The 11,938-nt window shown below is 40.6% G+C and carries 14 protein-coding genes; 5 read left to right on the forward strand and 9 right to left on the reverse strand.

The genetic code is table 11. From position 1 onward, the window contains the following. The first annotated feature begins 133 nt into the window (after window positions 1–133). Entirely contained in the window at window positions 134–550 is a 417-nt protein-coding gene (locus Q0993_RS00440) for a hypothetical protein (RefSeq protein WP_299528692.1), read from the forward strand. A 439-nt stretch (window positions 551–989) separates the two neighbouring features. Here the strand turns inward: Q0993_RS00440 and Q0993_RS00445 are convergent, their stop codons facing one another. The 6 genes from Q0993_RS00445 to Q0993_RS00470 are packed head-to-tail and all read right to left on the reverse strand — an operon-like array spanning window position 990 to window position 7,102. Further along, window positions 990–2,321 carry a DUF58 domain-containing protein gene (locus Q0993_RS00445; protein WP_299528694.1) on the reverse strand — a complete coding sequence of 444 codons (1,332 nt, stop codon included), beginning with the start codon at window positions 2,319–2,321 and terminating at the stop codon, window positions 990–992. Between the two features lie 3 nt (window positions 2,322–2,324). Then, window positions 2,325–3,323 carry a MoxR family ATPase gene (locus Q0993_RS00450; RefSeq protein WP_299528695.1) on the reverse strand — a complete coding sequence of 333 codons (999 nt, stop codon included), beginning with the start codon at window positions 3,321–3,323 and terminating at the stop codon, window positions 2,325–2,327. Further along, entirely contained in the window at window positions 3,310–4,530 is a 1,221-nt protein-coding gene (locus tag Q0993_RS00455; protein ID WP_299528697.1) for a DUF4350 domain-containing protein, read from the reverse strand. Before Q0993_RS00455 ends, Q0993_RS00450 begins: the two co-directional genes overlap by 14 nt. Beyond that, window positions 4,523–5,263 (reverse strand): DUF4129 domain-containing protein, encoded by a 741-nt coding sequence (locus Q0993_RS00460; protein WP_299528699.1) that lies wholly within the window; start codon window positions 5,261–5,263, stop codon window positions 4,523–4,525. The genes Q0993_RS00455 and Q0993_RS00460 overlap by 8 nt, the downstream gene beginning before the upstream one ends. A 2-nt stretch (window positions 5,264–5,265) precedes the next feature. Then, complete coding sequence (locus Q0993_RS00465; RefSeq protein ID WP_299528701.1) at window positions 5,266–6,147, reverse strand: hypothetical protein; 882 nt, start codon at window positions 6,145–6,147, stop codon at window positions 5,266–5,268. Next, window positions 6,137–7,102 carry a stage II sporulation protein M gene (locus Q0993_RS00470; protein ID WP_299528703.1) on the reverse strand — a complete coding sequence of 322 codons (966 nt, stop codon included), beginning with the start codon at window positions 7,100–7,102 and terminating at the stop codon, window positions 6,137–6,139. Before Q0993_RS00470 ends, Q0993_RS00465 begins: the two co-directional genes overlap by 11 nt. 32 nt (window positions 7,103–7,134) lie before the next feature. Here Q0993_RS00470 and Q0993_RS00475 point away from each other — a divergent pair, with 32 nt between their 5' ends. Together Q0993_RS00475 and Q0993_RS00480 are read left to right on the forward strand one after the other, a co-directional pair. Then, window positions 7,135–7,848: an RDD family protein gene (locus Q0993_RS00475; RefSeq protein ID WP_299528704.1), complete on the forward strand. Its 714-nt coding sequence runs from the start codon at window positions 7,135–7,137 to the stop codon at window positions 7,846–7,848. 7 nt (window positions 7,849–7,855) lie between these two features. Beyond that, entirely contained in the window at window positions 7,856–8,467 is a 612-nt protein-coding gene (locus Q0993_RS00480; RefSeq protein ID WP_299528706.1) for a trimeric intracellular cation channel family protein, read from the forward strand. Between the two features lie 75 nt (window positions 8,468–8,542). Here Q0993_RS00480 and Q0993_RS00485 read toward each other — a convergent pair whose 3' ends face one another. Further along, entirely contained in the window at window positions 8,543–9,253 is a 711-nt protein-coding gene (locus Q0993_RS00485) for a peptidylprolyl isomerase (RefSeq protein WP_299528708.1), read from the reverse strand. A 103-nt stretch (window positions 9,254–9,356) separates the two neighbouring features. Between Q0993_RS00485 and Q0993_RS00490 the strand changes: the two genes are divergently transcribed. Next, on the forward strand, window positions 9,357–9,899 hold the full coding sequence (locus Q0993_RS00490; protein WP_367279572.1) for a CoA pyrophosphatase: 543 nt from the start codon (window positions 9,357–9,359) through the stop codon (window positions 9,897–9,899). 25 nt (window positions 9,900–9,924) lie between these two features. Then, window positions 9,925–10,740: a 1-acyl-sn-glycerol-3-phosphate acyltransferase gene (locus Q0993_RS00495; RefSeq protein WP_299528712.1), complete on the forward strand. Its 816-nt coding sequence runs from the start codon at window positions 9,925–9,927 to the stop codon at window positions 10,738–10,740. Here Q0993_RS00495 and Q0993_RS00500 read toward each other — a convergent pair. Both Q0993_RS00500 and Q0993_RS00505 read right to left on the reverse strand, forming a co-directional pair. Further along, the gene (locus Q0993_RS00500) at window positions 10,737–11,387 is read right to left on the reverse strand and encodes a hypothetical protein (RefSeq protein ID WP_299528714.1); all 651 of its coding nucleotides are present in this window, start codon (window positions 11,385–11,387) and stop codon (window positions 10,737–10,739) included. The two genes, Q0993_RS00495 and Q0993_RS00500, sit on opposite strands and share 4 nt — an antisense overlap. Before the next feature lie 4 nt (window positions 11,388–11,391). Further along, window positions 11,392–11,886, reverse strand: a complete 495-nt coding sequence (locus Q0993_RS00505; protein ID WP_299528716.1) for an RNA polymerase sigma factor — start codon at window positions 11,884–11,886, stop codon at window positions 11,392–11,394. Between the last annotated feature and the right edge of the window lie 52 nt (window positions 11,887–11,938).

An 11,938-nucleotide genomic window follows, 5' to 3' on the forward strand; every position in this document is an offset into this window, starting at 1 on the left:
CCATTGTTTTCAAACAGAAGTATTGTTATGGATTAGCCTTTATTTGAAATCAATGCTTGAAAAGGAACTTGACTAATGTAGATTTTTTAGCGTTAGGCAATTTTGATTGAAACTATTGTTACTTTTGAAGTTCATGAAATATGTAATCACACTATTTATATTGACCCTAATGACCTTTCAAGGCTATGCCCAACTAGAACGGGACAAAGTATTGCACTTTGGGATTGGGGCCCTATGCGGCATAGGTGGTGCTATTCTTGCCGATGAACTCTCGGATGGAAATCGGTTTTGGGTCTTTACCGGTGCGGTGGCAGGCAGTCTTTTGGCCGGTACGGCCAAGGAAGCTTTGGATGAACAGCAGAACAACGCATGGGACAATGGCGATTTGGCAGCCACTGTTTTGGGTGGAATTTCCGTAGGTGTTACCATAGAGTTGTTTTCCGGAAAAAAGAAAAGAGCAAGACAGCAGGCTAAGATAGCGTTTTACGAAAAGACCATGGGAGCCTCTATTGACCAAACCCCGGGGTTTAAGGATTTTTCGATGAAGTGAATACGCTTGTCCAATATTATAAGGCAAATTTGGAAAAAAGGGGAAGCCGATCCACACCCACTAATATCAAATCGATACCTAGGGAATAAGCCTACAATTCCAGTTTTTAGCTTTGGTTATGGTCTATTTTAATGTTCCTAATGCCTTCCTGATAGGGGGTGGGGTAAGGCCAAATCGCTTTTCAAATTTGCCGATATCAAAAAAATGGTGCTATTATATTGATACAGTATTTCCACTATTTCGGTTTACCATTGATATGTTTTTGGTGTATTGCGTAAGTGCCTTGGCCGGTTCCGTACCTATAGCACCCCCGGAGCCCAAAATTGTTTGTATGGCATTTATCCTTTAAGATTGGTGAATCCTGTTAAAGTTGACAAACTTTCGTCTTTTGCCTGCTGCACCTTAGGTTTTTTATTTCCCTAGCTTTTTAACGAATCACCTATAGGAGTCCGCGCGCCTTTATTTCTAAGTATTTGTTGATGGTATTAATAGTGAGGTCTTTGGGTTTGGTAAGGATGGTTTGTATGGCATACCGTTGCAATTCTTTTTGCATTAGCCGTTTTTCCAGCGAAAACTTTTCCGCTATAGTTTTATGGTAAATGGCCTGTAAGTCCTCTGCATCAGTGGATATGAGTTCTTCCAGTTCAGTGTTCTCAAAAAAGATTACTACCAGCACATGATATTTTGCCATGGCCAAAAGAAAGGGCAATTGCCTTTTGAGGGCAGAGATGTGTTCAAAGTTTGTGTAGAGTAGCAATAAACTTCTATGGGTTACCTTGCGTTTCACATGAGCGTAAAGCAGCCCGAAATCGGAATCGGTAAACTCGGTCGTTATGTTGTATAATTTTTCCAAAATGGTATTAAGGTGGGTAATCTTCTGTAGTGCTGGGACAAAGGATTCTATGTTCTTTGAAAACGTAAGCATTCCCGCCTTGTCATTTCTTTTTAAGGCCACATTGGAAAAGGCCAGGGTAGCATTTATGGCATAGTCCAATAACTTGAGCTCATTAAAAGGCATTTTCATAACCCGCCCCGTGTCTATTAGAGAGTAGACAGGTTGTGATTTTTCGTCCTGATATTGATTTACCATTAACTGATTATGCTTTGCGGTGGCTTTCCAATTTATGGTCCTAAAATCATCTCCCCTTACATACTCCTTTATCTGTTCAAATTCTTGGGTATGGCCGATACGACGCATTTTTTTTAAACCGAATTCCGTCAGCTTATTGTTTATGGCCAAAAAATCATAGTGTTGCATCTGGATGATACTCGGGTACACAGGCACCATCTGATCTTTTTGAAAGACAAAGCGTCGCCTCACAATTTTTAAGGGTGATGATGCGTAAAGGTTTAGGCCGCCGAATAGATACTCACCCCGGTCCACCGGTCGCACGGAATATTCAAAAGTTTTCGTTTCACCCTTAAAGATGGATGTTTTATGTATAAAATCCCTTTTTTGAAACTGTATGGGGAGTTCATCAATAATGGATAGGTAAGTTTTAAAAGGATAATGTGTGGCAAACCGAATTCTTATCGGGTTTAAATCACTGTTCGATAACTTTTTGGGAAGCTCTCTCTGAGCTTCCAGACCCCTGGCATTGAAATAAAGCAAATAAATATCGAATAGGAATAGTCCCAAAAGTACCCAAATAAGTAGCCAAGCCATGGGATAAATATCAGGTATCCAATACGATAATACGAAACAGGCGGACAATACCGCCAGATACCTGAAAAATGTGTTATGAATATAGAACGACCTTAAAAAATGCACAACTTATCTCGGTATTTCAACAGATTGCATGATCATGTGTACAACGCTATCCGTGGTCATCCCTTCCATTTCTCGCTCGGGAGTCAGTATAATTCGATGATTTAGTACGGGAACCAGAGCCTGTTTAATATCTTCAGGAATAACGAAGTCTCGACCATTGATGGCCGCAAAAGCCTTGGCAGCATTTAAGATGGCAATAGAGGCCCGGGGAGAACCACCAAGGTACAAATGTGGATGGTTACGGGTTTTGGTAACAATTTCAGCAATGTACTTTACTATTTTCTCTTCCACCTTAATCTCTTGAATCTTCGATTTATAGTCGGCCAATTGTTTCGGTGTAATAACTGATTGTACCATTTCCTGAGGTTTCGAACCTTTACGGTCATGATGGGTCCGAATGATTTGTATTTCTTCCTCTACAGATGGGTAGGCAACCTTTATCTTAAAGATAAATCGATCTAACTGGGCCTCCGGTAAGGCATAAGTACCTTCCTGTTCAATAGGGTTTTGGGTGGCCAACACCATAAAAGGCGTATCCATGTTGTAGGTTCTACCATCCATGGTTGCTTGACCCTCTTCCATAATCTCGAACAAGGCGGCCTGGGTCTTCGCGGGTGCTCTATTTATCTCATCGATCAAGACAACGTTTGAAAAAATAGGGCCTTGCTTAAACTCAAATTCCGAGGAGTTTATATTAAATATGGAAGTCCCCAAAATATCACTTGGCATTAGGTCAGGAGTGAATTGGATTCTACTAAAACCAGTTTTTAATGTTTTGGCGAATAGTTTGGCGGTAATAGTTTTGGCAATTCCGGGGACCCCTTCGATAAGCACATGTCCATCCACCAGTAGGGATACGATCAGAAGTTCGATAAAATCTTTTTGACCTATGATAACCTTTGAAAGTTCAGTCTTAATAGTATCAACTGTTTTTTTTAGGTCTTCCAATGGAATGCGGCTGTTAAAGCTAAGTTCCTCCTCAGAATTGTTATTTTCCTCCATTTGCTTTTGCTTTAAATTTTTCGATTAGAGTATTCAGTTTTTTAAGTTCCATGTCACTTATTTCCGTGCGGACTTTTAGTTTTTCCATAAAGTTGAATAGCTCTTTTATTTCCTCTGGGGAATGATGGCTCCGGGAGGCAAGGTTGGCGTAAAACCCCTTATCCCTGTTTTGGGTGTCCAAATAAAAACGGGACCGTAGATATTCCAAAAAATAGGCCATTTTATGCTCGGCTATTTGTTTTTGTTCCCCCTTTTCAAAATACATATCCGCAATTGTCCTTGTAAAGGCGAGCGTCTGATTTTTCAGGGGACGTATCAAGGGTATGGCCCGTTGTTTTCTTTTTCCTTCGAAAACCACATAAAAAAGGGCACCTATCAATATAATATAATAGGCCCATTTTAATTCCTTGGTACTGAGAAAAATATGCATTGGAGAAGTAAAGACCGCTTTTCCGGCCTTATAATGATTATCCATATAGATGGTTTGCGAACCATCTAAATAGGACAATAGACCGGCCGTATAATCCTTGTTGTTCTCTTTTAGCATAAAGTAATTGGTAAATGCCTTGGGAAAGAGTGAGAGGATGATTTCACCTTCCCCAAACTTTTGTTTGATTACATCAAATTGTGCTGTTTGGATACTATCGACTCCCGAAGAGATTTCTACAGCTCCCAAAATTATTGTGTTCAACGTATCCAAGGCTTCAAAATAGGCAGCATAACCATCCTTATTAAATGTATAAGGGGAGTTTCGGCTTAACATAGGATGGACCAATCTGTGAAATTGATCTCCCTGCTCACCAAAATCGGCATAAAGGGTACCAATTTCTACATGTAATGTGTCCAATAACTGTTCTTCAAACCCCCCGGCAGCTATAAATAGGTTGTTGCCACGGGCCGTCCAGTCCAAGAGTGTATGCAACTCGGTTTCCCCAAATTGGATATGGTCGTTTACAAAAAAGTAGGTGCCTTCTATATCGGAATGGTCAGTTAAAAACTCAAAAGGAGACGTGCGTACTTGTGTTATCTTGTCCCCAAAAAAATTAACCAGGACCCTGTTCAAAATGTAGGTTCCATAAGGTATTTTGTGATGCTCTACATAGGAAGGAAACCAATTGATTTTTTTAGGCTTATTGTATTGCATGAGCATTAGGAGAGCTATGGTGAATACAGCGATAGTGATATATACAGTCCCCTTTCTACCCATTTTCCAGAATTCTTTTTTTTAGGGAGGCAAAAGTAGTTTCAAATCTGGTATACCTACCCTCATCAATATGGAAGCCTCCGTACCAAATGTAGTCGTACAGACGTGTAACGTGGCCAAACGGTTGTTTTAATTCCGGTTCCTCAATTTCGGAAATGTAGTCCGCATTTGTTTTTTGAAGTTGCCAGTCAATAATTTCCGCTTCGCTAAGGATTTTTAAAATATATAAATAGTAGTATCGAATGGCCAAACGATAGTCCTTTTGTTGGAGGGCGTTTTGAATTAATTGTTGGATATCTTCATTTTTTATAATACGCTCTTCCTCTGAAAGTGTTATCAGGGATTGATTCTTTTTGGAATATAGCAGCGATCTTGCATTGACGTTAATAAAAAACCTGATGAGCAGAAAAAGTAGCAAGCCCAAAAGGATATAGGGTATCCAACTGAAAAACTCGGCTAAAAAACCAGCTGCCTTTTCCACGCCAAAAAGCCATTCGAAAAAACGGAGTAGTAAATTCCAAAGCCAGGTCAAGAAATTATCCCACCAAGTGGGCTCGGATTTTATGACCTCATAGTTGAAGTCTGGGTCGCTCCTATAAGCCAATAAATCCTCATCCATGATTTCTTGGATTTCCAACGGCCCTTTATCGAAAACAATACCTGTAGAATCCTTCTGTCCCAAGGCCGAAATTATTCCTAGAATTAAAAGGCAGTAAAAAGGCAGAAGTTTCGCCATACCTAGTTTTCTGGGGTTTTGCCCAAGTTTTGAATGCGCTCGTAGGTACCGGTAAAATTCTTTTTCTCGTTTAGGTTGAAATAAACAAAGGCGGCTGCGATAACAGAGATCAAGTTGAGCAGAAGACTGGCCAAAGTACTCAGTATATTCAAGAGGATGTAGATGGGATCAACAAAATTTCCCGTCATATTTTCAGCATCCACTTCTCCGGAGAAAATACCCATTTTCATCCAACTGTAGACGGCGGCCGGTATGTTAAAGGCGTAACTGGCAATACCCACAATTATTCCAATTACCAAAAGTGTGGCGAAGGTAATCCACCACTCGTCCTTAACCAGGGTAAAGCTGTACCCATAAGCCTCGGTAGCCCCTTTTTGGTTAAACACCAATACGGAAAAGGAAAGTACCAATGGTACATATAGGTAGACCCCGGGGATGATGCAGGCCATCAATCCGGCCATGATGGACAGAACTACCAAAAACCCCAGTCCAATAAAACTCCATAATGTGGCATAGACCTCCCTTTTAATCTCGGTCACATCAATACTACCCTTCGTATTGGCATAGGATTTTATATAGTGCAAGGTTGTGGATTGGGATATGGAATAGACCAATACCAAGGAAGTCAAAAAAAATAAAAGGGATAATACCATTAGAGCTCCACTAAATACCTGGTCGGAAGCGCCGGAAGCAATATCAAAAAAAGGTTGAAAAGAATAGAGATAAAACCCGGAGGCTATGAGCATTACCACTAGATAAGGACCTACTATTTTGAAGTACGTACTAAAGAAGGGCTTAAATTGACTACGCAGAAAAGCCAAGGTATCCGATAAAATCTCACCAAGCTCCCGTTGTTTTTTAAATTCAATATAGTCATCCTTCATGGTACAGCTTTTTGTGGATTTGTCTGGGATAAATAATGTAATAAAACACAATCAACGCCAATGAGCCGCCGATGATAAGAACGGCAAGTATATCCGGCATTTCGGTGTGTCGGGTAACGAATCCTTCCAGGAACCCGGCAATAATGAAGAAAGGAACCGTACTGATCATGATTTTTAAACCGTTTTTCACTCCCCTTTTAAACGATTCCATTCGGGTGTAGGTTCCAGGGAACAACATACCATTGGCCAGCACCAAACCTGCACATCCTGCTATGACAATGACAGAGATTTCTATGGTGCCATGGATCCAAATGGTACGAGCGGACTCCCATAACAGCCCCTTATCGTAAAAAAAATACTGAAAACTACCGAGCATAATGCCATTCTGCAGCATAATGATCAAGGTGCCTACCCCAAGAAAAATTCCATACGCAAAGGCCAAAAGAGCCACGCGGATATTATGTATCGTAATACCCAGAAACATGTTAAATTCGCCCATTTCCTTGTAAACCGCCATCGGGTCGCCCTTTTCTATATTTTCCAAAGTCATGTTTACATAGCCGTCCCCCAAGATAGATCTTACAAAATCCCCCTCATTGGCCGAGGAAAAAGCTCCTACCACCACAAAAAAGGTAAAAACTAGAAAAGCAATGAGCAACTCCCTACGATGGTAATAGAACATTGTGGGAAACTCGGTCTTCCAAAATTCGACAATACGATTTTTTGGTTCCTTTTTGGTTCTATATATCTTTTGATGCGCTTGGGATGCCAAGGAATTTAAGTAGAATTCCGTATTGCTTCCCCGGTAAAAGGTTTTGGCATAACTAAGATGATCTGTTATTTCAATGTAGAGGTCAGACAATACATCGGGCGCTATCTTCGTTTTGTTGGACAGGGCATTTTCAAAAACAGCCCATTTGTCTTTATTTTGCTTTACGAATGCCGCCTCGCGCATCAACTTTGGGTTTACCTCAAAGAAACGAAACTATGGAACAATTTCAAATAGAAACGGCCCAAAATGTAAGTATCGATCAAAATACGGCACATCTCGGAGACCGCTTGCTGGCTTATATTATCGATAGTTTTGTGATATTGGTCTATACGATACTAGTGATTTGGTTATTGCTGGCCCTGGAGATTGATTTTGCCGATATGTGGGCTCTCTATGTATTACTGAGTCTACCCGCTTTTTTGTACTATGTTCTTTTGGAAACCCTTATGGACGGGAAGACGGTCGGTAAGAACCTTATGCATATACGTGTGGTAAAACTGGATGGCTCAAAGCCTAATTTTGCCAGTTATTTTGTACGATGGATTTTACGGATAATAGATGTGAGCCTAAGTTCGGGCGGGGTAGCAGTTTTGACCATTTTAATTCGAGGCAAGGGACAACGGGTTGGAGATATTGCGGCAGGAACTACAGTTATTAGCGAGCGGAAAAGAATTTTTCTGAAGGACACCCTGCTTCGTGAGATACCCCAGGATTATATGCCAAAATTTCCTCAAATAACGGTTTTTAAGGATCGGGAGATGCAGACCATTAAGGAGCTTTATGATACCGCAAGAGTAAACGGTGACCACCAAATTATTGTCTCTCTTAGTGATAAGATCAAGGAAGTGGCCGAAATAGTAACGGACCTGAAACCCATGGAATTTGTGGATATTGCCATTAAGGATTACAACTACTATACCCAACAGTGATAACTCCATGTTCTATTATGTAATCGATATTTTGGGGACCATCGCCTTTGCGATTTCCGGGGTATTGGTCGCCATGGAGAAAAAACTGGATTTGTTCGGGGTATTTATTATTGCCTTTGTAACAGCGGTAGGAGGGGGAACCCTCAGGGACATTCTTATTGGTGATACCCCGGTTATATGGATGCGCAGTTCTGATTATGTCATTACCATTGCGGGTTCTGTAATTTTTGCCATTCTTTTTGTAAACCAATTGAAGTATCTAAGGAAGACCCTTTTCCTTTTCGATACCATAGGTATTGGGCTTTTTACAATGGTTGGTATAGAGAAAGGAATTTCGGCCGATCTTATACCCATTATGTGTATTTTCCTTGGAACCATTACAGCTTCCTTTGGAGGGGTGATACGTGATATTCTATGTAATGAAATCCCGGTTATTTTTAGAAGGGAGATTTATGCTACCGCATGTATTTTTGGGGGAATCTGCTATTTTCTTTTGATTCAGTTGCCTTGGGATGGGACCATTCCCTATATCTCGGCCATTCTTATTATCATCATTTCGCGTTTATTGGCGGTACGGTTTAAAATTACGTTACCCAACATCTACAGAAATGAAAAGTGAAATTTCAAATTCCAAATTACAAGCACCAAACTCAAATTTTCTGAAAGAAGTTTTGCTTTGAGCTTAAATAGACATCTATTCTAAAACCTCCGCTTTTTCTATATACACATTTTGAAAGGGCCAATCTCCTTTGCCCACCCTGACCTGGTTTATTTTGTCGACCACGTCCATTCCTTGGATTACTTTTCCAAAGGGTGTGTATTCGCCATCCAGATGGTAGGACCCTGGATTGGTAACTACGATAAAGAACTCATAGGGTGAGGCCAGCATATGCGGGTTATTGATTTCACTACTGGGCATGGACAACGTACCCCTATGATGTTTATATCCTTTGCGGGTGTCCGGTGGTAGTAGATAGCGCCCTATTTTCCGACGTTTTTCCGGAGTGGCCTTGTCATCGGCATTGCCACCTTGTATGATGAAGTTTTTTACGATACGGTGGAATTGGGTACCATCAAAATACCCCTTCTGGGCCAAAAAAATAAAATTGGCTTTATGATAGGGGACATTGTCATAAAGCTCCACGGTAAAACTACCCAGACTGGTGGTTAATTTGACCTTATTTACCTTTAGGTCTTTCTGGTACTCAAAGAAAAAATCGATTGCATTTTCCTCGGTAAGGAGGAATTTTTCCTCTTCTTCCGGGGATTCTATAGAATTAGTCTGTGTGGTATCCTTTTCTGTGGATTCTGCCTGATGCTTAGTCTGTTTTTTGGCCGTTGAATCCCCACATCCAGCCAAAAATAGTAGTAATATTGTATGTACAGCGATTTTTTTCAATAACATGGATTTCGATTTATTCTCCCAACAGCTTTCAAAAATAAAAAAACTACCCTTACCGGGTGAAGCATCCCATTTTAAAATGGCACCTAAAACAAGGATACGCCTTATGCAGCAAGCAAAACAAAAAGGGAAAAACCCTAAAAGGGCTGCGGTAATGGCCTTGTTCTATCCAGATGTTAACGCTTTGTCTCACTTACTCCTAATTCTAAGGAAGGCACATCCAAAGGATGTGCATTCGGGGCAAGTGGGTTTTCCCGGTGGTCAATCCGAGCATGGTGATGCGGATTTAAGGCAAACAGCACTTAGGGAAACCCATGAGGAGGTAGGCATTCCTCCGGTTGAAATTGAAATCATTAGGTCGCTGAGCCAGGTTTACATACCTCCCAGCAATTTTGAAGTGCAGCCTTATATTGGTCTTTACCAAAATAAGGAGCCTTTGTTCACCCCCCAAAAGTCGGAGGTTGAGGCTTTAGTAGAGGTCCCGGTTGCGGATTTTATGGACGATTCCAAAATTTTCATGGAAAAGCTCACCACTTCCTATGCCATAAATATTGATGTACCTGCCTTTAATTTAAATGGTTACACCGTTTGGGGCGCCACGGCCATGATGTTAAGCGAGATCAAGGAGCTACTGAAAAAGGTCTTATAGCATCATATTTTGTAGTTTTGCCTCTATGGGCTTATTTAAGCGAAATCCTTTTGGGCACATACTCTTCTTAAAGAAATGGCTCATTCGAATCATGGGGCTGATGACACGCTCACGCTACAAGGGATTCAATACATTGGAGATTGAGGGTTCTAAAATCCTAAGAAATCTTCCTGGAGAGAACGTACTTTTTGTAAGTAATCACCAAACCTACTTTGCGGATGTGGTAGCCATGTTCCATGTTTTTAATGCCAGCTTGGCGGGAAGGGAAGATTCCCTTAAGAACTTGGGTTATTTATGGAACCCGAAATTGAACGTGTACTATGTGGCGGCGGCCGAGACCATGAAAAAGAACTTGCTCACCAAAATTTTTGCCTATGCGGGCTCTATTAGCGTAGAACGGACCTGGAGGTCCCAAGGACAGGACATACAACGACAGGTAAAAATGAGCGATATCTCCAATATTGGCAAAGCGTTGACCGATGGGTGGGTCATTACATTCCCCCAGGGAACGACCACTCCCTGGAAGCCTTTGCGAAAAGGTACGGCCCACATCATTAAAAAATATCGGCCTGTAGTGGTTCCTGTAGTTATTGACGGGTTTCGCCGTTCGTTCGATAAAAAGGGACTTCGGGTTAAAAAAAAGGGGATTTTGCAGTCCATGGTCATTAAAGAACCTCTTGAAATAGATTACGATAACGAATCTCCGGAATCCATTATTGAAAAACTGGAATATGCCATAGAACAACATCCTTCATTTTTAAAGGTGATTCCCCAAGAGGAATTGTTGGCCTATGAACAAGAAAATGAGCTGCGTAGGTACCGCAATCGCAAGAAATTTTAAATTTCTAGGCGTTTTAGTTCCCTGTAGTTACTTTTGAGCTTCCCGAGCAAGATTCCGTAAAGCAGAAAATAGATTCCTCCCATTACAAGGGTAAAAAAGAAACCGCCCAGGATAACTCCCCAGAATACCATACTGCGAATCTCTTCTAGGGACCTCTTTTTTAAAACCTCCTCAAAACCTTCAATGCTCATTAGGACATCATCCATGAAATACATTTCCAAAGCGTAGTACAAAAAGAAAACAAAAAACATGCTTAGAGAAAACACGATATAGTAGAAAACCGTTTTTCTTGTCAGGATTATTTTGTCCATTAGGTTTTTTGCGTTTTCCAAAACGGAAATCTCCTTATATCGCTTGTAAAACAAATAGATAAAATAGATGACTACCGCATAGTAAAAAATAGACAGGATTAGGATACCCAGGTTAAACGTAGAGTTGTCAAAAAGGGCCATTGAATTTCTAATGGATGGGAACAAAAACAACAATTGGGGTAGTGAAATTTCCAAAACACTGATAATCAATATCCACCTCACAATGGAGGATGATTTTTTCCACAGCATATTTTGTATTTCATCAAAGGACAATTTGGGAAGCTCCGCCCCTTTTTTTTGCCAATCTTTCTTCAACAGTTCTAATTCGTCCATCATATCCTTAAGGATTCAATATGGTTTTCAGTTTATTTTTGATGCGGTTCATCTTAACCCTGGCGTTTACCTCGGTAATACCCAAAGTTTCCGCAATCTCTCTATAGTCCTTGTCTTCCAAATAAAGAAAAACCAAGGCCTTTTCAATATCGCCCAATTGTTTTACGGCATTGTACATTAGCTTTAGCTGTTTTTCCTGGGTCTCATCATATTCGTCGGCCTTTATCTTAAAAATTACTGACTCATAGTCTTGGGTGATGACCTGCCTTTTGGATTTTCTATATAATGTAATTGCCGTGTTCAGTGCAACGCGGTACATCCATGTACTAAATTTGGATTCGCCACGAAATTTTGGATAGGCTTTCCATAGTTGTATGGTAATTTCCTGAAAAAGATCATTATGCGAATCCCTATCATTGGTGTATAGCGAACACACCTTATGAACAATATTTTGATTGTTCTCAAGTTCTGTAACAAATTGATGTTCCAGTTCTTTGTTCACGTACGGGTTGGTGAGTTGTTATTTATTAGTATGGGGTTACTTTGTTTTGTTA

This window comes from Ulvibacterium sp. (assembly GCF_028285715.1).
Classification (GTDB): domain Bacteria; phylum Bacteroidota; class Bacteroidia; order Flavobacteriales; family Flavobacteriaceae; genus Ulvibacterium.

Excerpts from the sequence above, each read along its gene's own strand:
- Q0993_RS00440 (WP_299528692.1), top strand. The coding sequence starts at position 134 with ATGAAATATGTAATCACACTATTTATATTGACCCTAATGACCTTTCAA.
- Q0993_RS00450 (WP_299528695.1), bottom strand. The coding sequence starts at position 3,323 with ATGGAGGAAAATAACAATTCTGAGGAGGAACTTAGCTTTAACAGCCGC.
- Q0993_RS00455 (WP_299528697.1), bottom strand. The coding sequence starts at position 4,530 with ATGGGTAGAAAGGGGACTGTATATATCACTATCGCTGTATTCACCATA.
- Q0993_RS00460 (WP_299528699.1), bottom strand. The coding sequence starts at position 5,263 with ATGGCGAAACTTCTGCCTTTTTACTGCCTTTTAATTCTAGGAATAATT.
- Q0993_RS00465 (WP_299528701.1), bottom strand. The coding sequence starts at position 6,147 with ATGAAGGATGACTATATTGAATTTAAAAAACAACGGGAGCTTGGTGAG.
- Q0993_RS00470 (WP_299528703.1), bottom strand. The coding sequence starts at position 7,102 with ATGCGCGAGGCGGCATTCGTAAAGCAAAATAAAGACAAATGGGCTGTT.
- Q0993_RS00475 (WP_299528704.1), top strand. The coding sequence starts at position 7,135 with ATGGAACAATTTCAAATAGAAACGGCCCAAAATGTAAGTATCGATCAA.
- Q0993_RS00480 (WP_299528706.1), top strand. The coding sequence starts at position 7,856 with ATGTTCTATTATGTAATCGATATTTTGGGGACCATCGCCTTTGCGATT.
- Q0993_RS00485 (WP_299528708.1), bottom strand. The coding sequence starts at position 9,253 with ATGTTATTGAAAAAAATCGCTGTACATACAATATTACTACTATTTTTG.
- Q0993_RS00490 (WP_367279572.1), top strand. The coding sequence starts at position 9,357 with ATGCAGCAAGCAAAACAAAAAGGGAAAAACCCTAAAAGGGCTGCGGTA.
- Q0993_RS00495 (WP_299528712.1), top strand. The coding sequence starts at position 9,925 with ATGGGCTTATTTAAGCGAAATCCTTTTGGGCACATACTCTTCTTAAAG.
- Q0993_RS00500 (WP_299528714.1), bottom strand. The coding sequence starts at position 11,387 with ATGATGGACGAATTAGAACTGTTGAAGAAAGATTGGCAAAAAAAAGGG.